We start from the raw sequence: 21,777 nt of genomic DNA on the forward strand, positions 1-21,777 counted from the left end.
CTCTCTCTGCCCTGGGTGCTAAAGGATTTCGGCCAGCATGCGCGAGACGCCCGCCTGCCAATGCGGCAGAACGAGGCCGAAGGTGGATTGCAGCCGGCGGGTGTCGAGCCGCGAATTGTGCGGGCGCACGGCCGGCGTGGGAAACACGCTCGTCGGCACGGCCGCCACGTCGTTAGCTACTATTTTTATAGCGCCATCCCCTAGTACCGATTGCGCCAGAACGTATTTTGCATAGGCATGCCAGTTGGTCTCGCCCCCGGCCACCAGGTGGTAGAGCCCGGCATCCTCGGGGCGCCGCTCCAGGTGGCGCAGGGCATGCGCCGTGACGTCGGCGATCAGGTCGGCGCCGGTGGGGGCGCCCCACTGGTCGTCGATGACCGTCAGGCGCTCGCGCTCCTGGGCCAGGCGCAGCATGGTCTTGGCGAAGTTGCCGCCGCGGGCGGCGTAGACCCAGCTGGTGCGTAGGATGAGGTGGCGGGCCCCGCTCTGCTGGATGAGCCGCTCGCCCTCGAGTTTGGTGCGGCCATAGACGGACAGCGGCGCCGGCGTGTCGGTCTCCACCCAGGGGCGGTCGCCGCTGCCGTCGAAGACATAGTCGGTGCTGTAGTGCACCAGCCAGGCCCCGCTGCGCGCGGCCTCCTCGGCCAGCACGCCCGGCGTGGTGGCGTTGAGCGTGCGTGCGAACTCCGGCTCGCTCTCGGCCTTGTCCACGGCCGTGTGGGCGGCCGCATTCACGATGACGTCGGGGCGCAGCGCGCGCACGGTGTCCACGATGCCGGCGGGATCGGAGAAGTTGCCGCAATGGTCGGTGCTGTCGTGGTCCAGCGCCGTCACGGTGCCCAGCACCGACAGGCTGCGCTGCAGCTCCCAGCCGACCTGGCCGCCCTTGCCGAAAAGCAGGATGTTCATGCGCTGGCCGCCATGGCGTTCGGTGCCGCAGCCGCTGCGCCGGGCACGGCCTGGTACTGCGTCTGCACCCATTCGCGGTAGGCGCCGCTGGTCACGGCCGCCACCCACTCGGGGTTTTCGAGGTACCACTGCACCGTCTTGCGGATGCCCGTCTCGAAGGTTTCGGCGGGCTTCCAGCCCAGTTCGCGCTCGATCTTGCGGGCGTCGATGGCATAGCGCCGGTCGTGGCCCGGGCGGTCCTGCACGTAGTGGATCTGCGCGGCATAGCTCTGGCCGTCGGCACGCGGGCGCAGTTCGTCGAGCAGGGCGCACACCGTGCGCACGATCTCGATGTTGGGCTTTTCGTTCCAGCCGCCCACGTTGTAGGTTTCGCCCAGAGCGCCGCCTTGCAGCACGCGGCGGATGGCGCTGCAGTGGTCCTTGACGTAGAGCCAGTCGCGGATCTGCATGCCGTCGCCGTACACCGGCAGCGGCTTGCCCGCCAGGGCGTTCACGATCATCAGCGGGATCAGCTTTTCCGGGAAGTGGTACGGCCCGTAGTTGTTGCTGCAGTTGGTGGTGAGCACCGGCAGGCCGTAGGTGTGGTGCCAGGCGCGCACCAGGTGGTCGCTCGCGGCCTTGCTGGCCGAATACGGGCTGTTGGGCTCGTAGGCATCCGTTTCGGCGAAGGCCGGATCGCTGGCCGACAGCGTGCCGTACACCTCGTCGGTGGAGACGTGCAGGAAGCGGAACGCGGCCTTCTCGCCCTCCGGCAACGCCAGCCAGTGGTGCCGCGCGGCCTCCAGCAGGCGGAAGGTGCCGACCACGTTGGTCTGGATGAAATCCTCCGGCCCGTGGATGGAGCGGTCCACATGCGACTCGGCCGCGAAGTTGACGATGGCGCGGGGCTTGTGCTCGGCCAGCAGCCTGGCCAGCAGGGCCGTGTCGCCGATGTCGCCCTGCACGAAGACATGCCGGGGGTCGCCCTGCGCGCTCGCCAGGTTCTGCAGGTTGCCTGCGTAGGTGAGCTTGTCCAGGTTGACCACGGGCTCGTCGCCCGAAGCCAGCCAGTCCAGAACGAAGTTGGCGCCGATGAAGCCTGCGCCGCCGGTGACAAGAATCATGGGATGGGGGGGTCGCGCGAAGGCGCCGCTGTGTCAAAGCGGCGGATTATCCCATCGCGTGCCGGGGCCCTGTTACGAGCCGCAGCGGGCCCGCCGCGCCGTTTAGGGGGCGCACACTACCCACGGCGCGCGCCGCGCACGTAAAGTCTGGAGCCGATGCCGCCGCAAACCACCCGGCCTGCGCGGCACCGTTGCACCACTTGCCCCAAGGAAAGCCATCCATGCCCCGATCCACCAAAAACCCCGACGCACCGGACGACGCCGACCCGGCCGGCAGCGGCCCGTTCTACGGCAGCAAGGCGCGCGACTCCGCGCAGCAGATCTGGCAGGCGGGCCTGGGCGCGTTCGCCAAGGCACAGCAGGAAGGCAGCAAGGTGTTCGAGGCGCTGGTCAAGGAAGGCGCGGCCATGCAGCGCAAGGGCCAGTCCACCGCCCAGGAGCGCCTGTCCGAAGCGGCCGAACGCATGACCAGCGCGGCCAGCGAATTCGGCACGCGCGCGGCGGGCCAGTGGGACAAGCTGGAAACCATCTTCGAAGACCGCGTGGCCAAGGCGCTAGCCCGGCTGGGCGTGCCCACCGCGCGCGATGTGCAGGCCCTGCACGAGCGCATCGATGCGCTCACCCGGGCACTGGAGGCCGCCACCCAGGCACAGGCCGCCCCCCGCCCCGCCGCCAAGCGCGGCGCGGCCAAGCCACCCACCGGCCGTGCCACGGCCGCCCGCAAGACCGCCGCCGCGGCCCGCCCCCGGCCCCCCAAACCGCCGGCCGACTGAAGGCCCGGGCGGCGGCTGCCGCCCCCGGGGAGCGGGCATTCCAAAGGATTGCCTATTCCTTGCATGATGCACTGCAACACCGTGCGGGCAGACCACCTCGGTTAGAGTGGGTGAAAGAGACAACCACCCACGCACCGGGAGGCCGCCGATATGGTGAAAAAAGCGCCGCGCCGCACTGCCGAGCGCATTCTGGAATCCACGCTGGAGCTGTTCAACCGCTTTGGCGAACCCAACGTGTCGACGACCGCGATCTCCGCCGAGCTGGGCATCAGCCCGGGCAATCTCTACTACCACTACCCGGCCAAGGACGAGCTGGTCAACGTGCTGTTCTCGCGCTACGAGGCGGCCCTGAACGAGCTGCTGGATGCGGCCGACAGCGTGCGCGACGTGGAAGACGCCTGGTTCTTCCTGCACACGCTGTTCGAGCTGATCTGGCAGTACCGCTTCCTGTACCGCGACCTGAACGACCTGCTGTCCCGCAACCGCCGCCTGGAGACCCACTTCCAGACCCTGCTCGGGCGCAAGACCCAGGCCCTGCGCACGCTGCTGGGCGGCATGGAGCGCACCGGCGCGCTGCGCCTGGGCACCCGCGATGCCGGCTCCATGGCCACCAGCATGGTGGTGGTGCTGACCTACTGGCTCAGCTTCGAATACGTGAGCGATCCGCGGCACGCCCTGGAGCCCGAGAGCGCGCAGAGCGCCCTGCTGCGGGGCGCGCACCATGTGCTGGACCTGCTCATGCCCTACCTGGAAGACAGCCAGCGCGAGCACCTGCAGGCGCTGAGCGGCGCCTACAGCACCCAGGCCCTGGCCGCCTGACCGACGCAACCCCACCCCGAGGAGACGCACCGTGAAGCCCTGGACGCCCTTCCCGTACTCCGACGCCTACCCCTTCACCGCCGCTTCGGTGCGCAGCCAATGGAAGCGCCTGCATGCGGGCGATGCCGAGCCCTGTCCCGACGACGCCGCCGTGCTCGACGCCTGGGTGCTCTTTCACCGCGGCGCCTTCGAGGAGGCCGCCCGCGCCGGGCTGGCGGCCGGCGGTGCCGGCATCACCGTGGCCAACAAGGCCACCATCGTCTATGCGAACTACCTGGAGCCGCACGAGGACCGGCGCCTGGCGCTGCTGACCGAGGCCGCCGAGCGGGCGAGCGAGCAGATGCGGGCGGAGCCCACCAACCCCAGCGCCTGGTTCTGGCATGCCTACGCCATCGGCCGCTACAGCCAGGGGATCAGCGTGGCCAAGGCCATGGCGCAGGGCCTGGGCAGCCGCGTGCGCAAGACGCTGGAGCAGGCCATCGTGCTGTCGCCCATCCATGCCGATGCGCGGCTGGCGCTGGCCGTGTTCCATGCCGAGATCATCGACAAGGTCGGCGAGATGGTGGGCAGCATGACCTACGGCGCCCGCAAGGCCAGCAGCCTGCGGCTTTTCGAGGAGGCCTTCGCCATCAACCCGGACTCGGTGATCGGCAAGATCGAATACGCCAACGCGCTGCTCATCCTGGAAGGCGACCAGCGCATGGGCGACGCCACGCGCCTGTACGAGGAGGTCGCCACCACCCAGCCCGCCGACGCGCTGGAGCGGCTGGGCGTGGAGCTGGCCCAGACCGAGCTGGCCGAAGGGTAGCCCCGCCTTTCAGCGGCGGTCCCGGCCCTCGTCCCGCTCCGCGACGGTCTTTGCGAAGCGCTGCGCGGCGATGGCCAGCAGGCCGTCGAAGATCAGGTTCTCGACCAGATCGAACGGCCGGGTCATGCTGGGCGCCATCTTCCAGCCTGCGCCGCCGGTCATCATGCAGGCGGGCGCTTCGCCGCAGTGCTGCGTGATGTGCTGCACCATGCGCTCGACCGCGCCGGCGATGGCGTAGGTGCCGCCGCTCGTGAGCGCATCGCTCGTGTTGGTGGGAAACAGGCTCACCTCGCCCGTGGGCACATGCAGGCCCGCCGTGCCGGATTCGAGCGCCCGCAGCATGATCCCGTGGCCGGGCAGGATCAGCCCGCCCAGGAAGCGGCCCTGCGCGTCGATCGCCTCGACCGTCACGGCCGTGCCGACCATCACCACGATCAGCGGCCGCGCCGGGCCCTGCGCCAGCAGGCGATGGCGCGCGCCGATCATGGCCACCCAGCGGTCCGAGCCCAGGCGCGTCGGGTGGTCGTAGCCGTTGACCAGGCCGGCCTCCTGCGCGGACGACACCACCCACTGCGGCAGCACGTCCCACAGCTCCATCTGCTCCATCACGCGGCGGCGCACAGCGTCGCCTGCCACCACGCAGCCCAGCATGCGCTCGGGCACGGGCAACCCGGCCCACGAGCTTTCCGCCAGCCGTTCGATGTTGTCCAGGAATTCAGCGCCGTGGGCGAGCACTACGGCGCCCGGCTGGGGAGCGTCGTACATCGCCCATTTGAGGCGGGTGTTGCCGACGTCGATGGCCAGAAAAGTCATGCGGGATTATCACGAGTTTTACAAATCGCCTTGACGCGCATGTTTACCCGCACGCGACGCGCGGACTCTGCGGCGCCGGCGCACTTCTATCGCGGCCCCCGGCACCGCGCGCGGGGAGCTGCCTGGCCCTTCGGGCGGCTGTCCGACACGGCCCGGACTGGCGATGGCGCTACAGTGGCCGGTCCGATCCACAGACCACATCAAGGAGCCAGCACATGGGACTTTTCAGCTTCATCAAGGAAGCCGGCGAAAAACTGTTCGGCGGCAAGGATGCCCAGGCCGCAACGGCGGCAGCCCCCACGCAGGACGAACTGAACGCCAAGGCGGGCAAGGCCATCGAGACCTACATCGCCTCGCAGAACCTCGGCGTGAGCAACGTCCAGGTGGCGTTCGCCGGCCCCGAGGGCAAGGTCACCGTGAAGGGCGAAGCGCCCACGCAGGCCGCCAAGGAGAAGGTGACCCTGTGCTGCGGCAACGTGGCCAGCGTGACCAGCGTGGACAACCAGATGTCCGTCACGAATCCCGAGCCCGAAGCGCAGTACCACGACGTGGTGCGCGGCGACACCCTCTCGGCCATCGCCAAGAAGTTCTACGGCGACGCCAACAAGTACCCCAAGATCTTCGAGGCGAACCAGCCCATGCTGACGCACCCCGACAAGATCTACCCCGGCCAGAAGCTGCGCATTCCCGCGCTCTGACAGCCCTTCAAAGCGCGCTGCGGCGCGCGCCTCCCAACGGGCCCTCACGGGCCCGTTTTCGTTGCGGCACACGAGGCGGCGAACGACGGGAAGGCAGCGAACCCTTCGCGCTCAGCCCTGGCGCCACGGCAAGCCGCGAAAGCGCCAGCCGCCCTTCACGTTGCGGTGCGCGTTCTCGTCGGCATCGCCCTCGAAGCCTTCGAGGATGTTGTACGCGGTGAGCCCCAGTTCCGTGGCCCGGCGCGCCGCCGCTACCGAGCGCACGCCGCTGCGGCACAGCAGCACGGCCTGGCCGTCCGGCGGCACCGCAGCCTGGATGGCGGCGTCGAACTGGGGGTTGGGTGCCATGCCGGGCCAGTGCTTCCAGGGCACGGCCACGGCCCCGGGGACAAAGCCGACCCAGTCGCGCTCGGCATCCGTGCGCACGTCCACCAGCACGGCCCGGCCCGACTGCACCCACTGCCATGCCAGCTCCGGCGACACATCGCCCGCGTAGCCCTCGGCCGGCTGCGGCCGGTCCGAGGCAGAAGAGGAGGAGGAAGAGGAAGAAGAAGCGTTGGAAGTCATGCGGGGCATTCTGTCAGCACCGGCGGCGGGCCGCACGGGGTTCAAGCACTGGCGTCAGGGGCTTGGGCCGCCGGTCAATCCCAGGGCGGCGCGGGTTCGTCGCGCAGGCGCCCGCGCAGGTCGGCGTAGTCGGGCACGACGCTGCGCACGGTGTCCCAAAAGCGCGGGCTGTGGTCCATCACGCGCAGGTGCGACAGCTCGTGGGCGACCACGTAGTCGATGACCGCGGGGCGGTAGTGCAGCAGCCGCCAATTGAGGCGGATGGAGCCGTCGCTGCGCGCGCTGCCCCAGCGCGTCTGGGCACTGGACAGGCGCAGGCTGCTCCAGCGCACGCCCAGCAGCGGCGCGAAATGGTCGAGCCGCGCGGTGAAGCGCTGGCGGGCGTCGCGCATCAGCCAGGCCTGCACCGCGTCGCGCACCTGGGCGGGCGAGGCGGTGTGCGCCAGACCGATGTGCAACTGGCGCTCGCCCTGCGGGCCCTCGACCAGCGCGCCGCCCGTGCCGCGAAAGCCGTGCGTCGGGTCCAGTACCACGGTGAGCGGCTCGCCCAGGTACGGCAGCACGGCGCCGTCGCCCCAGGCGATGCGGGCGCCGTCCACCCGCTGCTGGCGGTCCTGCGCCTCGCCCAGCTTGCGCAGGATCCAGGCGGATTTTTCCTGCAGCGCGGCATCCACGGCCGCGAGCGACACCCAGCCCGGCGCGCGCACCGCCAGGCCGTCCGCCCCCACCGTGAACCCGATGGTGCGCCGCCGCGCCCGCTGCAGCGCATAGGCCACGACGGCATCGCCCAGCAGCACCTCGCGGCTGGCGCGGGGGTGGCGGAAGATCGCGGGGCTGAGCAGCGTGCCCAGGGGAACGGGCGGCGCTTTCACCACCGGTGGAGCGGGCGATGGCGTGGGCTTGGCAGCGTCACTCGCTACTAAATTAATAGCATCATCGGCAATCGAACCGCCGGCATCCGCTGCATTCGGCCTGGAATTCCTGGCACGGGGCGCGGAGGCAGGCGCAGTCGGCGGCTCGGCCGGCGCCGCGCCGCCGAACAGATCGAGCGCCAGCTGCACCAGCCGCTGCATCACCGGCCCGGCGCGTAGGCCTCGGGGTCGAGGCGCTGCATTTCGGATTCGATCCAGGCCTCGACCTCGCGCATGAGCTCGTCGGGCTTGCGGCCTTCGGTCGGGATGGGGCGGCCGATGGACACGTCCACCGTGCCCGGCCGCTTGATGAAGGCCTTGCGCGGCCACACCTTGGCCGAGGTGACGGCGATCGGCACCACGGGCACGCCCGCCTCGATGGCCAGCCGCGTGCCGCCGCTCTTGTACTGGCCCTTGCGCCCGCGCTCCACGCGCGTGCCCTCGGGGAACATGATGACCCAGGTGCCCTTGGCCAGGAGCGCGCGGCCCTGCTGCAGCACCTTCACGAAGGCCCGGGCGCGCTGGCCGCGGTCGATGTGGATCATGTCCAGGCTGCCGATCGACCAGCCGAAGAACGGCACGTACAGCAGCTCCTTCTTGAACACGTAGGCCAGGGGGCGCGGCATGATCGCCGGCATCAGGAAGGTCTCGTAGGTGGACTGGTGCTTGACCAGCAGCACCACGCCCTGCGTGGGGTCGGTGGGCAGGTGCTCCATGCCCGTGATGCGCGTGCGGATGCCCATGATGACGTGCGCCGCATCGGTGCTGAGCTTGAGCCACGCCCGCGCGATGCGGTAGCGCGTGCGGCTGCTGGCGCCGAACAGCCGCACCAGCAGGATGAGCAGCGTATAAGGCACCACGGTGATGCCCATCCAGAGCAGGTGGGCGATGGAACGGATCAGGGCCATGGCAATCAGGAAAAAATGGGTGTTTTTGGGCTCATGCCCTAGGAATATATGCCGTTTTAGCTATTAAATTAATAGCACATCAAACGGCGATGTTCAGGCCCGGCGCCGCCACGGCGGATTGCGCGGCCACGTGGTCGGCAAAGTCGGCCAGGCTGGCATGGAACTGCGTGCCTTCGGGCCACGGGCTGGGCAGCAGGGCATCGCCCGAGGCGACCAGGGGCGCTTCGGCGGCCTGGGCCGCACCGACCCGATGCAGCTGCGCACCGATGGCCGCGCCGGCCCGCAGGTGCTCCACGCAGTTGCCGGCCACCAGCACCTCGTCGCCCTCAACGCCGTAGCGGTCGCGGATCTGCTCCATCAGGCCCGGCGCCGGCTTGCGGCAGGCGCACAGGTCGTCGGGTGCGTGCGGGCAATAGAACACGGCGTCGATGCGGCCGCCCACCGCAGCGAGCTTGCGGTGCAGCTTGGCGTGGATGGCGTTGAGCGCCATCACGTCGAACAGCCCGCGCCCCAGCCCGGGCTGGTTGGTGGCGACGACGACATGCCAGCCGGCATGGTTGAGCCGCGCCACGGCCTCCAGCGCCCCGGGCAGCGGGGTCCACTCGTCGGGCGAAGCGATGAAGCTCTCGCCCGAGGGGTTGAGCGTGCCGTCGCGGTCGAGGATGGCGATTTTCATGGTGTGGGAACGCCTGGTGAAAGACTGCGCCAGCCTACCACCAGCGCGGCCCCCTGCCTCAGGCGGCCAGCCGGGACAGGTCGGCCACGCGGTTCATGGCCACGTGCAGGCGCTTGAGCAGGCCCTGGCGGTTCAGGCGCAGGTCCAGTTGCTCGGCGTTGACCATCACGTCGTCGAAGAACGCATCCACCGGCGCGCGCAGCACGGCCAGCGTCTGCAGGCTGGCGGTGTAGTCGCCCGCGTCGAACTGCGCATCGGCCTCGGGCACGAAGCGCTGCAGCGCGGCGTAGAGGTTCTTTTCCGCCTCTTCCTGCAGCAGGTCGGGGTTGACGTGCGGGTCCACGGGCCCGGCCACCTCGGCCTTCTTGAGGATGTTGCCCACGCGCTTGTTGGCCGCGGCCAGGGCCGGGCTTTCGGGCAGTTCGGCAAACGCGCGCACGGCGGCGAGCTGCTTTTGCACCAGCGACAGGCGCTGCGGGCGCAGGGCGATGACGGCATCGACTTCCTGCGCGCTGTAGCCCTGCTCGCGCAGGCTGCCGGCGAGGCGGTCGTACATGAAGTCTTCAACCAACTCCGGCGTAAGCGTATCAAGCTGACGGTACGTGGTTACGTCTGCGACCTTCTCTTGACCAGAAGACTTAACAACAAGCTTCGCCTGCTCTTTGAGCCCAATCTGATCCAGTAGCTTGTCCATCACCTCATAAACTTTTTCCAGGAGCTTATGAAGGTCCAGCGGCAGTTCGCGCTCGACCAGCATGCGGATCACGCCCAGCGCATGGCGGCGCAGCGCGAACGGGTCGCGGTCGCCGGTGGGCAGGTTGCCGATGCCGAACATGCCGACCAGCGTTTCCAGCTTGTCGGCCATGGCCACGATCACGCCGACGTTCTCGCGCGGCAGTTCGTCGCCTGCGAATCGCGGCTTGTAGTGGTCTTCGATGGCGTGGGCCACTTCGTGCGCCAGGCCGTCGTTGGCGGCGTAGTAGCCGCCCATGATGCCCTGCAGCTCGGGGAATTCGCCCACCATGTCGGTGACCAGATCGGCCTTGGACAGCCGCGCGGCGGTGTCCACGCACGACAGCAGGTAGTCGCGGGCGATCTCGCCTTCGGCCGAGTCCAGATCGGTGTGGTGCGTGCCGATGCCGGCGAAGAGCTGCTCGGCGATCGCCTTGGCGATCGCGCGCACGCGCTCCACGCGCTCGCCCTGCGTGCCCAGCTTGTTGTGATAGACCACCTTGGAGAGACTCTCCACGCGCGACAGCAGCGTCTTCTTGCGGTCCTGGTCGAAGAAGAACTTGGCGTCGGCCAGGCGCGGGCGCACCACGCGCTCGTTGCCCTGCACCACCGCGCTCGCATCGGCGGGCGTGATGTTGCTCACCACCAGGAATTGGTGCGACAGCCGGCCATCGGCCTGCAGCAGCGGGAAGTACTTCTGGTTGGCCTTCATCGTGAGGATCAGGCACTCCTGCGGCACATCGAGAAACTCTTTTTCGAACTCGCAGATGAGCACGTTGGGGCGCTCGACCAGCGCGGTCACCTCGTCGAGCAGGGCGTCGTCCTCGATGGGGCGCACGCCGCCGCCCACGCGCGCGGCCGCGGCCTGCAGCTGGCGCACGATCTCGGCGCGGCGCTCGGCGAAGCTCGCGATCACCGCGCCCTGCTCGGCCAGCTGCTGGGCGTAGCTGTCGGCACTGGTGACGACGACCGGGTCCACGGCCGCCTCGAAGCGGTGGCCGTGCGTGGTGTTGCCGGCGGTCAGGCCCAGCGCCTTCACCGACAGCAGCACCTCGGTGCCGTGCAGGGCCACCAGGCCGTGCGCGGGGCGCACGAAGCTCACGCTGGTCCAGCCGGGCTGCTCGCAGCCGGAGGCGAGCTGGTAGCGCATCACCTTCGGGATGGGCAGCTTGGCGATGGATTCCTGCAGGGCCTTGTGCAGGCCCTCGGACAGCGTGGCGCCGCGCACGGTGCTGTCGTGGAACAGCACCTCGGCCTTGCCGTCCGGCACGCGGCGCAGCGCGGCCACGGCCGAGGCGTCGGCGCCCAGGGCGGCCAGCTTCTTGAGCAGCGCGGGCGTGGCGTTGCCGGCGGCATCCAGCCCCACGGCGACGGGCATGAGCTTTTGCGAGACGGCCTTGTCGGCGGCCTGGGGCGCCACCTCGGTGATGTGCGCGGCCAGGCGGCGCGGCGAAGCGAAGGCCGTCAGGCGCGAGCCCGGCGCGGCCAGCCCTTGGGCCTGCAGCTGCTCGAACAGCACGCCGGCAAAGGCGTCGCCCAGTTTCTGCAAGGCCTTCGGGGGCAGTTCTTCGACGAACAGTTCAACGAGAAGATTCGGATGGGTCATGGTGGTCTGTGTTCCTTCCTGATGCGCGTGCGTGCCTCAGGCCGCCTTCTTCTGCTGTTGCTGCTGCTGGTCGGCGCAGGCCAGGTCGGCCAGCACTTCGGCGGCCCATTCCTGGGGCGCCATGGGAAAGCCCAGCCGCGCGCGGCTGTCGAGGTAGCTCTTGGCCACGGCGCGGGCCAGGTTGCGGATGCGGCCGATGTAGGCCGCGCGCTCGGTCACGCTGATGGCGCCGCGCGCATCCAGCAGGTTGAAGCTGTGCGCGGCTTTCAGCACCTGCTCGTAGGCCGGCAGGGCGAGCTGCTGCTCCATCAGGTGCTGGGCCTGGCTTTCGTGCGCGCTGAACGCGGTGAACAGGAAGTCGGCGTCGGAGTGCTCGAAGTTGTAGGTGGACTGCTCCACCTCGTTCTGCTTGTACACGTCGCCGTAGGAAAGGCCGTCGGTCCAGGTCAGGTTGTAGACGTTGTCCACGCCCTGCAGGTACATCGCCAGGCGCTCCAGGCCGTAGGTGATCTCGCCCGTGGCGGGCTTGCAGTCGATGCCGCCGACCTGCTGGAAGTAGGTGAACTGCGTCACCTCCATGCCGTTGAGCCACACCTCCCAGCCGAGGCCCCAGGCGCCGAGCGTGGGGTTCTCCCAGTCGTCCTCGACGAAGCGGATGTCGTTCTTCTTGAGATCGAAACCCAGGGCCTCCAGCGATCCCAAATACAACTCCAGGATGTTGGCCGGCGCGGGCTTGAGCACGACCTGGAACTGGTAGTAGTGCTGCAGGCGGTTGGGGTTCTCGCCGTAGCGGCCGTCCTTGGGGCGGCGGCTGGGCTGCACGTAGGCGGCCTTCCAGGGCTCGGGGCCCAGCGCGCGCAGGAAGGTGGCAGTGTGCGAGGTGCCGGCGCCCACTTCCATGTCGTAGGGCTGCAGTAGCGCGCAGCCCTGTTCGGCCCAGTACGACTGCAGCTTCAGGATGATTTGCTGGAAGGTCAACATGCGTGTGTCTGGCATGGCGGGGCCATGCGGTTGGTAGAGAGGGTTTGCACGCAGGCGCGCGCAAAAGCGGTCGATTTTACGAGGCGCGCCCGGCGCATCGGCCACGCCCGGCACGGGGCCGCCACGCCCGCATGCAAAAATAGCCGCCACCGCTTATGCATCAAGCGCTGGCAGCTATCATCTTCATAGCAATACACCGCGGTTGCACCGCGGGCGTCCACTCAATCTTGCCAGCGGCGCAGCACCAGGCTGGCGTTGGTGCCGCCGAAGCCGAAGCTGTTGGACAGCACGGTCGTCAGCGATGCATCGCGCGAGGTGCGCACGATGGGCATGCCCTCGGCGGCCGGGTCCAGGTTCTCGATGTGGGCCGAGCCGGCGATGAAGCCGCCCTCCAGCATGTACAGGCAGTAGATCGCCTCCTGCACGCCCGTCGCGCCCTGCGAGTGGCCGGTGAGCGACTTGGTGGAGGAGAACGGTGGCACCGCGTCGCCGAACACCTCGCGCAGCGCGCGCAGTTCGGGCAGGTCGCCCACGGGGGTGGACGTGCCGTGCGTGTTCACATAGTCGATCGTGCCGCCGCCCGCTTCGGCGATGGCCTGGCGCATGCAGGCGATGGCGCCGTCGCCCGAGGGCGCGACCATGTCTTCACCGTCCGACGACAGGCCGAAGCCGACGATCTCGGCCAGGATGGTGGCGCCGCGGGCCTGGGCGTGCTCCAGGCTCTCCAGCACCAGCGCACCGCCGCCGCCGGCGATCACGAAGCCGTCGCGGTCCACGTCGTAGGGGCGCGAGGCCGTCTCTGGCGTGGCGTTGAATTTGGCCGACATGGCGCCCATGCCGTCGAACAGCGTGGCCAGGCCCCAGGAGAGCTCTTCGCCGCCGCCGGCGAACATCACGTCCTGCAGGCCGAAGGCGATCTGCTGCGCCGCCATGCCCACGCAGTGCGCGGAGGTGCTGCAGGCCGAGGTGATCGAGAAATTGATGCCCTTGATGGCGAACGCCGTGGACAGGTTGGCCGACACGGTGGAGCCCATGCAGCGCGTGACCTGGTAGGGCCCCACGCGGCGGATGCCCTTGGAGCGCAGCGTGTCCGCCGCCTCGATCTGGTTGGCCGGCGAGCCGCCGCCCGAGCCCATGATGAGGCCGGTGCGGGGGTGGGACACCTGGGCGGGCGACAGGCCGGACTGGGCGATGGCGTCCTTCAGCGACAGGTAGGCGTACGCCGCGGCATCGCCCATGAAGCGGCGCTGCTTGCGGTCGATGAGCGCGTCCAGATCGATCTGCGGCGCGCCCGCCACCTGGCTGCGCAGGCCGAGTTCGGCGAACTCGGGCATGGCGCGGATGCCGGATTTGCCTTCGCGCAGCGACGTGGTCACTGCCTGCTGGTCGTTGCCGATGCACGAGACGATGCCCGCACCCGTGATGACGACGCGCTTCTTCATGGTCATGCCGTGGCTCCCGCTGCGGGTGCTCCGTCCTTCCCGTCTTCACGCTTGAAAAGGCCCACGCGCAGGTCGTTGGCCACGTAGATCTCCTGGCCGTCGGCCAGCAGGCGGGCATCGCCGATGGCCATGACCAGCTTGCGCTTGATCACGCGCTTGATGTCGATTTCGTAGGTGACGAGCTTCACGTTGGGGCCGACTTCGCCGGTGAACTTGACTTCACCCGCGCCCAGGGCGCGGCCCCGGCCCGGCAGCTGCAGCCAGGTGAGGTAGAAACCGATGAGCTGCCACATGGCATCCAGCCCCAGGCAGCCCGGCATGACCGGATCGCCCTGGAAGTGGCAGTCGAAAAACCAGAGGTCGGGGCGCACATCGAGTTCGGCCCGGATTTTCCCCAGCCCATGCGCCCCACCATCGCTGTCGATGTGCGTGATGCGGTCAAACATCAGCATGGGCGGCAGCGGCAGTCGTCCGCTGTCAGGGGTGAACAGCTTGCCCTCGCCGGAGGCGATCAGTTGTTCATAGGAAAAGGAATCAGCCATTGTCAGTCGTGCTCCAGATCGGCGGTGCGCCCGCCGGATTTTGATTGCGCGCCACCGAGGTCTTTTCGGTGGCGGGGCATCCATTATCAAGGCACACGGAGGGCCGACTGTGACACAGGGCCAAGGGTGATTCCCTAATTTCATGAAAGCGGGCCGCGCCGGACCGCGTCAGCGCAGGCCGCACGGGCGTGCGGCCGCGCGGATCGGGCCCCGGTCAGTACTGCCAGAAGATGCGCTGCAGGTCCTTGCTGGTCTGGGGCTTGGTCAGCGCCACGGCGGCCAGGATGCGGGCCTTCTGGGGGTTCAGGTCGTGAGCGACCACCCAGTCGTACTTGTCGTCGGGCTGCTCGGCGTTGCGCAGCACGAAGCCGTCGGCAATGCGCGAGGAACGGATGATCTGCACGCCCTGGCCGCGCAGTTCCTGCAGCGCAGGCACCACCCGGTCGGCCACCGAGCCGTTGCCGGTGCCGGCATGGATCAGCGCCTTGACGCCCGAGCGGCCCACGGCGTCCACCGTGGAGCGCGGCACGTTGCCGTAGCCGTAGACGATCTCCACGGGGGCGAGCGTCTCGATCTCGTCGATGTTGAACTCCGATTGCGCGGTGTGGCGCTTGACCGGCGCGCGGAACCAGTAGTTGTTGCCCTCCACCACCATGCCCAGCGGGCCCCACTGGCTGCGGAACGCCTGCGTCTTGATGTTGACGCCCTTGACCACGTCACGGCCGCTCTGGATCTCGTCGCTCATGGTCACGAGGACGCCCTTGCCCGAGGAATCCTTGCTGGCCGCCACCGAGACGGCGCTCAGCAGGTTCAGCGCGCCGTCGGCCGACAGCGAGGTGCCGGGGCGCATGGAGCCCACGACGACGATGGGCTTGTCGGTGCGCACCACCAGGTTCAGGAAGTACGCCGTTTCCTCCAGCGTGTCGGTGCCGTGGGTGATGACGATGCCGTCCACGTCGGCCTGCTTGGCCAGGGCCGACACGCGCTTGCCCAGCTTGAGCAACTGCTCGTTGGTGAAGCTCTCCGAAGCGATCTGGAAGACCTGCTCGCCCTTGACGTTGGCCACGTTCGCCAGCTCGGGCAGGCCCGCGATGAGCTTGTCCACCGGCACCTTGGCCGCGGCGTAGGACGCGCTGTTGGTCGCCGAGGCGCCCGCGCCGGCAATGGTGCCGCCCGTGGCCAGGACCACGACGTTGGGCTTGGCGGCGGGCTGCGCCGCGGCCACGACGGCCCAGGCTGCGAAGGCGGCGCCGGCCAGCAGGCGCTTCAGTTTCAGAGGGGAAAGCATGTGAGTCTCCGTAATGAATGACACTTTTTGTGCCCGCGGCATTTCCGCGGGTGCCGTATGGTAGGAAACCGCATGGCGGGCTGTGGGGAATAATCGCCGGCCGGGTGTGACTTCCGGTCATATTCTCGTTTTCCCTCCCCTGCGATGAATCTCCGCCAACTCGAAGTCTTCCAGGCCGTCATGCAGACCGGCAACATGAGCGCGGCTGCCCGGCTGATCAACATCACGCCGTCGGCGGTGAGCAAGACCATCGCGCACGCGGAACTGCAACTGGGCTACGCGCTGTTCAGCCGGGCCCGCGGGGCCCTGCTGCCCACGCCGGAGGCGCAGGCGCTGTTCACCGCCTCCAGCCAGATCCACAGCCAGCTCGACGCGCTGCGCCGCACCGCACACAACCTGCGCCAGCCCGAGGGCGGCCTGGTGCGGCTGGCGGCGATTCCGTCCGTCACGCATGAATTCCTGCCCGCGGTGCTGGAGCGCCATGCCCAGCAGTCGCCCCGGGTGCGCGTGGAAGTGCGCACCCTGCACCAGGACCAGATGGCGCAGGCGCTGCTCACCCGCTCGGTGGATTTCGCGCTGGGCTTCTACGATCATCCGCACCCGCAGCTGGAGAGCAGCATCCTGGTGAGCGGGCCGCTGTTCATCGCCGTGGCGCGGGACATCTGGCTGCGCGCGGTGCGGCTGAACCGGTCCGACCCGATCACGTTCCTGGCCAACACGCCCATGATCCAGCTGCTGGGCGACGAGCCCATGCGCCAACCCATGGCCGAACTGGCGCAGAGCCTGGGCGTGCACACCGAGCTGGGCATCCAGATGCAGACCTCGCAGCTGGCCCTGGCGCTGGTCAAGCGCGGCATGGGGTGGACGGTGGTCGATTTCCTGACCGCGCGCAACCTCGACCCGGCCGCCATCACCGCGGTGCCGCTGCGCGACCTGCCCCCCATGGCGCTGCATGCCTACCACGCCGCCAACCGCCCGCCGGACCGCCATGCCGCCCGCATGCTGGCCCTGCTGTCGGACGTGCTCATACAAACGATGGCGCGCGCGCCTTCCGAAGCGGCCGCGCTCTGAGCGGGCCCTTCGGTCGGCGCCAGGCGCGCGGGGGTTCAGGCGGTGGCGGCCCTGCGGGCGCGGCGCCGGCGCACCCAAGCCAGGCCTGCCACCAGCGCGCCCAGCGCCCACAGCGGCCACAGGCCCCAGCGCGAGACCCAATACGCGTAGGGCGTGACCGCCCCGCTGCGCCCCTGCACCTCGCCGGTCAGCACGCCGCGCACGTGCGACGGCAGGCGCTGCGTGACCACGCCCCGGTGGTCGATGATGGCGGTGGCCCCGGTGTTGGTGGCCCGCACCATGGGGCGCTCGAACTCCAGCGCGCGCATGCGGCTGATGGCCAGATGCTGGTCGATGGCCACCGAATCGCCGAACCAGCCGATGTTGCTCAGGTTCACGAAGATCGTCGGCGCCTGGGCGGGGTCGGTAAAGCGCGCGCCCAGTTCTTCGCCGAACAGATCCTCATAGCAGATGTTGGGCGCGATGCGCTCGCCCGCCCAGAGGAACGGCGCCTGCCCCACGGCCCCCCGGTTGAAGTCGCCCAGCGGGATGTTCATCATCTCGGTGAACCACCGGAAGAACGGCGGAATGAATTCGCCGAAGGGCACGAGGTGGTGCTTGTCGTACTGGTACGGCGCGGCCTGGCCGGGCGCGAAGCCCATCACCGAATTGGTGTAGCCCAGCGCCATGTCGCCCAGCGGAATGCCCAGCAGCGCCGCCTGCCGGCCGGCGCCCTGCCCCGCCGCGGGGGCCTGGGTGTAGCGCGCGGTGACCGAATCCAGGTAGCCCGGCACCAGTTGCTGCGGCAATAGCGGGATGGCCGTCTCGGGCGCCACCACCAGCGCGGCCTGGGCGCTGCGCAGCTGCTCGGCATACCAGCGCAGGGCGGTCGGCACGCCACTGCCGGCCTGGAATTTCTCGTCCTGGGGAATGTTGCCCTGCAGCAGCGCCAGCGACAGCGGTGCGGGGCGCTGCATCGGCGTGTGGCACAGCTCGACGGCGCAGTGGCGCTGCACTGCCAGCCCGGCCCAGGCCAGCACGGCCAGCCCCACCAGGGCCCACGCCTTCAGGCTGCGCAGGTCGCTGCGCCGCCCCTGGGCCACCAGCATGGCCAGCACGGCCGCGACGCAGCCGATGCCGTACATCCCGACCGACCGCGCCAGCACGGCCAGCGGGCCTTCGACGTGCGCGTAGCCACCGGCGCCCCATGGAAAGCCCGTCCACCACTGGCCGCGCGCCAACTCGGCCAGCAGCCAGAACGCTCCGAAAACAATAGCAGCATGCCAGCGATTTGATTGCCCCAGGGCCTTGAAACACCCTGCAGCCACCGCGTAGTAGCTGCCCAGAAACGCCGCCAGCCCCACCACCGCGAGCGCGGCCAGCGGCGCGGCCAGCCCGCCGTAGGTGTGCATGGAAATGAAGAGCCACCAGAAGGTGCCCGTCAGCCAGGCGGTGGCAAAGAGCCACCCCAGCACCGCGGCCTGCCGCGCGCTGCGGCTGGCCAGCAGCAGCCGCGCGAAGCCGCCCAGGGACAGGAGTTGCATCCACCACACCGGCTCGCCGCCGAAGGGCCAGGCGATCGAGGCGGCCTGCGCCAGGCCCGCCAGCAGCGCGAGCCCCCCTGCCAGCGCCACCGGCCCGAGCGGGCCGCTGCGCGCGCCAGCGGCGCCCATCAGTGCGCAGCCCGGTCGTCTTCGGCGGGAACCGGCGACACCTTGAACCAGCGCACCGCGCCGCCCTTGGTGTGCAGCACGACGAACCGCAGGCCGCCCAGGTCGAGCGTCTCACCGCGCTTGGGCGCACGGCCCATCTCGTGCGCGATCAGGCCGCCGATGGTGTCGAAGGGCTCGGTCCGGTCGGAGCCCGCGAGCACCGCGCCGAACGCCTCGGCCACCCGCTCGACCGGGGTGTCGCCGCTCACGCGGTAGGTGCGGTCGGCCAGGCCGAAGATGTCGCCCTCGTCCTCGGGGATGTCGAACTCGTCCTCGATCTCGCCCACGATCTGCTCCAGCACGTCCTCGATGGTGACCAATCCGGCCACGCGGCCGAACTCGTCGATCACCACCGCCATGTGGATGCGGTTCACGCGGAACTCGCGCAGCAGGTCGTTCAGGCCCTTGCTCTCCGGCACGAAGGCCGCAGGGCGCAACAGCGCGCGGATGTTCAGCTCCGGCGCGCGCTGCAGCTTGAGCAGGTCCTTGGCCATCAGGATGCCGATGATGTTCTCGCGCTCGCCCTGATAGACGGGAAACCGCGAGTGCGCGGTGTCGATCACCTGGTGCAGCAGGGCATCGAACGGCGCCTCGATGTCGATCAGGTCCATGCGCGGGGCGGCCACCATCACGTCGCTGGCCCGCATCTCGGCCATGCGCAGCACGCGCTCGAGCATCACGCGAGCATCGGCGTTGATGATCTGGTTGTCTTCGGCTTCCGCCAGGGTGGCGATCAGCTCGTCGGTCGAATCCGGGCCGGGGTGGATGAACTCGACGAGCCGCTGCAGGAACGTGCGCTTGTCCTCTCGTTCGGACGGGCGCGCGGAATGGGGGTCGGACACGGTCTTGGAATGCAGGACGTGCGGTGGTTGATCAGGCCCCAAGGATAGCGGAAGCGCCGCGCTGGCGGCCCTGCCGGGCGCCCGTTAACGTCATTCGGCCGACTGGTGGCGCCCGTCGCGCACGCCGCGCCGCACTTCCTGCAGCCCGGCCAGGAGCCGCCAGAACTGGCGGGCCTGCTTCTTGAAGCGGTAGTCCATCTCGGCGAACTGGTGCACCACCATCTGCGCCATGCGGGTGTCCAGGCCGGCGCGCGGCAGCTGCAGGTAGGCCTCGGACTCCGACCCGTCGCGGCGCACGGTGGCGCCGGCATTGCGCGCGATTTTCAGCATGGCGGTGTTCTCGCTCAGGGCATGGATGAACACCATGCTCACGCCCTGGTTGCGCGCGTGCATCACGGCGCGATCGAACAGCCGCGCGCCGAAGCCGCGCCCCCGCGCCTGGCCCAGCACGGACACGCCGAACTCGGCGCAGCTTTGGTGCTCCGGCGCATCGGCGTAGGCGAGATGGGCAACGGCGATGAGTTCCAGCCGCCGGTTGTAGATGCCGAAGATCTCGTCGCGCACGAAATCCAGCTGATCCACATAGCGCTGCACCTGTTCGTCGCTGGCGGCGTAACCGAAGCGCAGGTAGCGGTCCGCAGGCTCCAGCCGCAGCAGGTGGGCGGCGATGCGCTCGCGGTGCCCGGGGCCGAGCGAGCGGATCGGCACCATGACCGGCGAGCTGCCCCGCCGGTGCGGCGGGCGGGGCGCTTCGCTGCGCAGCACAGTGCCGCCTGCATCGGGGGACGCGCGAAGCCAGTCTTGGGTGGGGATCATGATGGCGAGATTTTAGGGTTTTCCCTTATATCTGACCAAACTTTTTGTTGCACTGCGGCGCGGCGGGCGAAGGCCCCTGCCTTGAAACGACGCCACCGATGGGCCCGAGGGCCTGGGCAGCTATGGATTCATGAGCGCCTGCGCGCTACACCGGCACGGCGGTGGTGGCCTTCACGCGGTCCAGCACGAAGCTCGTCTTGCAATCCTGCACGCTGGGGTGCTTGAGCAGCGTGTCCATGATGAAGCGGCTGTAGTGCGCCATGTCGGCCACCACGACGCGCAGCAGGTAGTCCATCTCGCCCGTGAGCGCGGCGCACTCCACCACCTCGGGCCAAGTCTGCACGCTGGCGCGGAACAGGTCCATGGGGTTGCGCTTGTGGCTCTCGGTGTGCTTTTCGAGGCGCACGTTCAGGTAGGCCGTGAGGCCCAGGCCCACCGACTCGGGCCGGACCAGCGCCACGTAGCGGTCGATCACACCACTGTCCTCCAGGCGCTTGGCGCGGCGCAGCACGGCGCTGGGCGACAGCCCCACCCGCTCCCCGATTTCGTCGTAGGTCTCGCGTCCGTTTACCTGTAAACAGCGCAAGATGGCGCGGTCGAGCTTGTCGAGTGCGTGGTCAGCGGTCATGGCGCAGGATTCTACGGATCTCGGGCACGGCTGCGAAGGTGGATTCCATCGCCGCCGAATGCACGTATGTCCCGATGTGGAAGACGGTGCATCGTCGCAAAATCTCCAAAAAGAACGGTCGTTCTTTTTTATAAGAGAGAGTGTTTTCACACCACCACCGGAGACAAACCATGTTCGTTGCATTCAGCCGTCTGCTGCGCGGTTTCGCTTTTGTCCTGGCCGCGTTCGCATTGCAGGGCTTGCAGGGCGCCAGCGCCCAGTCCGGCTACGCGCAGACCCGCTACCCCATCGTTTTGGTACATGGCCTGTTCGGATTCGATTCCGCGCTGGGCGTGGATTACTTCTACCGCATTCCGCAAGCGCTGCAGCGCGATGGCGCCCGCGTGTTCGTGGCGCAGGTCTCGGCGGCCAACAGCACCGAGGTGCGGGGCGAGCAGTTGCTGGCCCAGGTGAAGAACATCCGGGCGCTCACGGGCGCCGAGAAGGTCCATCTGATCGGCCATTCGCATGGCGGCCCGACGGCGCGGTACGTCGCCGGGGTGGCGCCGCAGTGGGTGGCGTCGGTCACCTCCGTGGGCGGCGTCAACCGCGGCTCGCGCGTGGCCGACGTAGTGCGCGGGGTCGCGCCCAAGGGCAGCGTGAGCGAGGCGGTGGCCAGCCAGGCGGCTTCGGCGCTGGTGGCGCTCATCAACCTTTCTTCGGGCGGCAGCGGCCTGCCGCAGATGCCGACCGCGGCGCTGGATTCGCTCACCACCGAAGGTTCGGCGCGCTTCAACCAGCGCTTCGGCGCGGGCGTGCCCACCAGCGGCTGCGGCGACGGGGCCGACCTGGTCAACGGCGTGCGCTACTACTCGTGGACCGGCGTGCGCACGGTCACCAACGTGCTCGATGCCAGCGACGCCCTGCTCGCCACGACCGGGCTGGTGTTCAACGAGGCCAACGACGGCCTGGTGTCGGCCTGCTCGGCGCGCCTGGGCAAACACCTGGGCGACTACCGCCAGAACCATCTGGACGAGATCAACCAACTGCTCGGCCTGCGGGACTGGCTGTCGGTGGACCCGGTCACGCTGTACCTGGACCAGGCCAACCGCCTCAAGAAAGCGGGCCTGTGACAAGCCGAACCATGACGCACCGGCCAGTGACGCGCATCCCC

22 protein-coding genes are annotated in these 21,777 nt (G+C 69.1%); 6 read left to right on the forward strand and 16 right to left on the reverse strand.

The window, feature by feature from the left end:
- Positions 1 to 18: 18 nt before the first annotated feature.
- Positions 19 to 909, reverse strand: coding sequence for a dTDP-4-dehydrorhamnose reductase (gene rfbD / locus M5C96_RS21555; protein ID WP_272565183.1), 891 nt, complete (start codon positions 907 to 909; stop codon positions 19 to 21).
- Complete coding sequence (rfbB, locus tag M5C96_RS21560) at positions 906 to 2,012, reverse strand: dTDP-glucose 4,6-dehydratase (RefSeq protein WP_272565184.1); 1,107 nt, start codon at positions 2,010 to 2,012, stop codon at positions 906 to 908. The genes rfbD and rfbB overlap by 4 nt, the downstream gene beginning before the upstream one ends.
- 221 nt (positions 2,013 to 2,233) lie before the next feature.
- Here rfbB and M5C96_RS21565 point away from each other — a divergent pair, with 221 nt between their 5' ends.
- From M5C96_RS21565 to M5C96_RS21575, 3 genes are all read left to right on the forward strand, one after another.
- A complete protein-coding gene (locus M5C96_RS21565; protein WP_272565185.1) occupies positions 2,234 to 2,785 on the forward strand; it encodes a phasin family protein in 552 nt (183 codons plus the stop codon).
- Between the two features lie 150 nt (positions 2,786 to 2,935).
- A complete protein-coding gene (locus tag M5C96_RS21570; protein WP_272565186.1) occupies positions 2,936 to 3,604 on the forward strand; it encodes a TetR/AcrR family transcriptional regulator in 669 nt (222 codons plus the stop codon).
- Positions 3,605 to 3,635: 31 nt separating this feature from the next.
- Positions 3,636 to 4,412 carry a hypothetical protein gene (locus tag M5C96_RS21575; protein WP_272565187.1) on the forward strand — a complete coding sequence of 259 codons (777 nt, stop codon included), beginning with the start codon at positions 3,636 to 3,638 and terminating at the stop codon, positions 4,410 to 4,412.
- Positions 4,413 to 4,421: 9 nt separating this feature from the next.
- On the opposite strand, the gene M5C96_RS21580 is transcribed toward M5C96_RS21575, so the two are convergent.
- Positions 4,422 to 5,225: a type III pantothenate kinase gene (locus M5C96_RS21580; protein ID WP_272565188.1), complete on the reverse strand. Its 804-nt coding sequence runs from the start codon at positions 5,223 to 5,225 to the stop codon at positions 4,422 to 4,424.
- 215 nt (positions 5,226 to 5,440) lie between these two features.
- Here M5C96_RS21580 and lysM point away from each other — a divergent pair, with 215 nt between their 5' ends.
- Complete coding sequence (lysM, locus tag M5C96_RS21585; protein WP_272565189.1) at positions 5,441 to 5,923, forward strand: peptidoglycan-binding protein LysM; 483 nt, start codon at positions 5,441 to 5,443, stop codon at positions 5,921 to 5,923.
- Positions 5,924 to 6,034: 111 nt separating this feature from the next.
- Here the strand turns inward: lysM and M5C96_RS21590 are convergent, their stop codons facing one another.
- The 9 genes from M5C96_RS21590 to M5C96_RS21630 all read right to left on the reverse strand — a co-directional run bounded on the left by M5C96_RS21590 (position 6,035) and on the right by M5C96_RS21630 (position 15,576).
- Positions 6,035 to 6,490: a rhodanese-like domain-containing protein gene (locus M5C96_RS21590; RefSeq protein WP_272565190.1), complete on the reverse strand. Its 456-nt coding sequence runs from the start codon at positions 6,488 to 6,490 to the stop codon at positions 6,035 to 6,037.
- A 74-nt stretch (positions 6,491 to 6,564) separates the two neighbouring features.
- Entirely contained in the window at positions 6,565 to 7,563 is a 999-nt protein-coding gene (locus tag M5C96_RS21595) for a M48 family metallopeptidase (RefSeq protein ID WP_272565191.1), read from the reverse strand.
- Positions 7,563 to 8,309, reverse strand: a complete 747-nt coding sequence (locus tag M5C96_RS21600) for a lysophospholipid acyltransferase family protein (protein ID WP_272565192.1) — start codon at positions 8,307 to 8,309, stop codon at positions 7,563 to 7,565. Before M5C96_RS21600 ends, M5C96_RS21595 begins: the two co-directional genes overlap by 1 nt.
- Positions 8,310 to 8,388: 79 nt before the next feature.
- A complete protein-coding gene (gene gmhB, locus M5C96_RS21605) occupies positions 8,389 to 8,985 on the reverse strand; it encodes a D-glycero-beta-D-manno-heptose 1,7-bisphosphate 7-phosphatase (RefSeq protein ID WP_272565193.1) in 597 nt (198 codons plus the stop codon).
- A 58-nt stretch (positions 8,986 to 9,043) separates the two neighbouring features.
- The gene (glyS, locus tag M5C96_RS21610) at positions 9,044 to 11,323 is read right to left on the reverse strand and encodes a glycine--tRNA ligase subunit beta (RefSeq protein WP_272565194.1); all 2,280 of its coding nucleotides are present in this window, start codon (positions 11,321 to 11,323) and stop codon (positions 9,044 to 9,046) included.
- Between the two features lie 36 nt (positions 11,324 to 11,359).
- Positions 11,360 to 12,304, reverse strand: coding sequence for a glycine--tRNA ligase subunit alpha (gene glyQ, locus M5C96_RS21615; RefSeq protein WP_272569804.1), 945 nt, complete (start codon positions 12,302 to 12,304; stop codon positions 11,360 to 11,362).
- A gap of 221 nt (positions 12,305 to 12,525) precedes the next feature.
- The gene (gene fabB / locus M5C96_RS21620) at positions 12,526 to 13,752 is read right to left on the reverse strand and encodes a beta-ketoacyl-ACP synthase I (protein ID WP_272565195.1); all 1,227 of its coding nucleotides are present in this window, start codon (positions 13,750 to 13,752) and stop codon (positions 12,526 to 12,528) included.
- The gene (fabA, locus tag M5C96_RS21625) at positions 13,749 to 14,288 is read right to left on the reverse strand and encodes a 3-hydroxyacyl-[acyl-carrier-protein] dehydratase FabA (protein ID WP_272565196.1); all 540 of its coding nucleotides are present in this window, start codon (positions 14,286 to 14,288) and stop codon (positions 13,749 to 13,751) included. The genes fabB and fabA overlap by 4 nt, the downstream gene beginning before the upstream one ends.
- Positions 14,289 to 14,502: 214 nt before the next feature.
- Positions 14,503 to 15,576, reverse strand: a complete 1,074-nt coding sequence (locus M5C96_RS21630; RefSeq protein WP_272565197.1) for an asparaginase — start codon at positions 15,574 to 15,576, stop codon at positions 14,503 to 14,505.
- 144 nt (positions 15,577 to 15,720) lie between these two features.
- Here M5C96_RS21630 and M5C96_RS21635 point away from each other — a divergent pair, with 144 nt between their 5' ends.
- Positions 15,721 to 16,647 (forward strand): LysR family transcriptional regulator, encoded by a 927-nt coding sequence (locus M5C96_RS21635; RefSeq protein ID WP_272565198.1) that lies wholly within the window; start codon positions 15,721 to 15,723, stop codon positions 16,645 to 16,647.
- A gap of 35 nt (positions 16,648 to 16,682) precedes the next feature.
- On the opposite strand, the gene lnt is transcribed toward M5C96_RS21635, so the two are convergent.
- The 4 genes from lnt to M5C96_RS21655 form a co-directional block, all read right to left on the reverse strand.
- Positions 16,683 to 18,299 (reverse strand): apolipoprotein N-acyltransferase, encoded by a 1,617-nt coding sequence (lnt, locus tag M5C96_RS21640; protein WP_272565199.1) that lies wholly within the window; start codon positions 18,297 to 18,299, stop codon positions 16,683 to 16,685.
- Entirely contained in the window at positions 18,299 to 19,180 is an 882-nt protein-coding gene (locus M5C96_RS21645) for an HlyC/CorC family transporter (RefSeq protein WP_272565200.1), read from the reverse strand. Before M5C96_RS21645 ends, lnt begins: the two co-directional genes overlap by 1 nt.
- 90 nt (positions 19,181 to 19,270) lie before the next feature.
- The gene (locus M5C96_RS21650; RefSeq protein ID WP_272565201.1) at positions 19,271 to 19,996 is read right to left on the reverse strand and encodes a GNAT family N-acetyltransferase; all 726 of its coding nucleotides are present in this window, start codon (positions 19,994 to 19,996) and stop codon (positions 19,271 to 19,273) included.
- A gap of 145 nt (positions 19,997 to 20,141) precedes the next feature.
- Entirely contained in the window at positions 20,142 to 20,624 is a 483-nt protein-coding gene (locus tag M5C96_RS21655; RefSeq protein WP_092745358.1) for an Lrp/AsnC family transcriptional regulator, read from the reverse strand.
- 170 nt (positions 20,625 to 20,794) lie between these two features.
- On the opposite strand from M5C96_RS21655, the gene M5C96_RS21660 reads away from it, so the two are divergent.
- A complete protein-coding gene (locus tag M5C96_RS21660; protein ID WP_272565202.1) occupies positions 20,795 to 21,736 on the forward strand; it encodes a lipase family alpha/beta hydrolase in 942 nt (313 codons plus the stop codon).
- Positions 21,737 to 21,777: the final 41 nt, after the last annotated feature.

Origin of the sequence: Acidovorax sp. GBBC 1281 (assembly GCF_028473645.1) — a bacterium.
GTDB lineage: Bacteria > Pseudomonadota > Gammaproteobacteria > Burkholderiales > Burkholderiaceae_C > Paracidovorax.

What these genes read in the sequence shown, in the direction of transcription:
- rfbD (WP_272565183.1), bottom strand. Translation starts at nt 909, where the DNA reads ATGAACATCCTGCTTTTCGGCAAGGGCGGCCAGGTCGGCTGGGAGCTG.
- rfbB (WP_272565184.1), bottom strand. Translation starts at nt 2,012, where the DNA reads ATGATTCTTGTCACCGGCGGCGCAGGCTTCATCGGCGCCAACTTCGTT.
- M5C96_RS21565 (WP_272565185.1), top strand. Translation starts at nt 2,234, where the DNA reads ATGCCCCGATCCACCAAAAACCCCGACGCACCGGACGACGCCGACCCG.
- M5C96_RS21570 (WP_272565186.1), top strand. Translation starts at nt 2,936, where the DNA reads ATGGTGAAAAAAGCGCCGCGCCGCACTGCCGAGCGCATTCTGGAATCC.
- M5C96_RS21580 (WP_272565188.1), bottom strand. Translation starts at nt 5,225, where the DNA reads ATGACTTTTCTGGCCATCGACGTCGGCAACACCCGCCTCAAATGGGCG.
- lysM (WP_272565189.1), top strand. Translation starts at nt 5,441, where the DNA reads ATGGGACTTTTCAGCTTCATCAAGGAAGCCGGCGAAAAACTGTTCGGC.
- M5C96_RS21590 (WP_272565190.1), bottom strand. Translation starts at nt 6,490, where the DNA reads ATGACTTCCAACGCTTCTTCTTCCTCTTCCTCCTCCTCTTCTGCCTCG.
- M5C96_RS21595 (WP_272565191.1), bottom strand. Translation starts at nt 7,563, where the DNA reads ATGCAGCGGCTGGTGCAGCTGGCGCTCGATCTGTTCGGCGGCGCGGCG.
- M5C96_RS21600 (WP_272565192.1), bottom strand. Translation starts at nt 8,309, where the DNA reads ATGGCCCTGATCCGTTCCATCGCCCACCTGCTCTGGATGGGCATCACC.
- gmhB (WP_272565193.1), bottom strand. Translation starts at nt 8,985, where the DNA reads ATGAAAATCGCCATCCTCGACCGCGACGGCACGCTCAACCCCTCGGGC.
- glyS (WP_272565194.1), bottom strand. Translation starts at nt 11,323, where the DNA reads ATGACCCATCCGAATCTTCTCGTTGAACTGTTCGTCGAAGAACTGCCC.
- glyQ (WP_272569804.1), bottom strand. Translation starts at nt 12,304, where the DNA reads ATGTTGACCTTCCAGCAAATCATCCTGAAGCTGCAGTCGTACTGGGCC.
- fabB (WP_272565195.1), bottom strand. Translation starts at nt 13,752, where the DNA reads ATGACCATGAAGAAGCGCGTCGTCATCACGGGTGCGGGCATCGTCTCG.
- fabA (WP_272565196.1), bottom strand. Translation starts at nt 14,288, where the DNA reads ATGGCTGATTCCTTTTCCTATGAACAACTGATCGCCTCCGGCGAGGGC.
- M5C96_RS21630 (WP_272565197.1), bottom strand. Translation starts at nt 15,576, where the DNA reads ATGCTTTCCCCTCTGAAACTGAAGCGCCTGCTGGCCGGCGCCGCCTTC.
- M5C96_RS21635 (WP_272565198.1), top strand. Translation starts at nt 15,721, where the DNA reads ATGAATCTCCGCCAACTCGAAGTCTTCCAGGCCGTCATGCAGACCGGC.
- lnt (WP_272565199.1), bottom strand. Translation starts at nt 18,299, where the DNA reads ATGGGCGCCGCTGGCGCGCGCAGCGGCCCGCTCGGGCCGGTGGCGCTG.
- M5C96_RS21650 (WP_272565201.1), bottom strand. Translation starts at nt 19,996, where the DNA reads ATGATCCCCACCCAAGACTGGCTTCGCGCGTCCCCCGATGCAGGCGGC.
- M5C96_RS21655 (WP_092745358.1), bottom strand. Translation starts at nt 20,624, where the DNA reads ATGACCGCTGACCACGCACTCGACAAGCTCGACCGCGCCATCTTGCGC.
- M5C96_RS21660 (WP_272565202.1), top strand. Translation starts at nt 20,795, where the DNA reads ATGTTCGTTGCATTCAGCCGTCTGCTGCGCGGTTTCGCTTTTGTCCTG.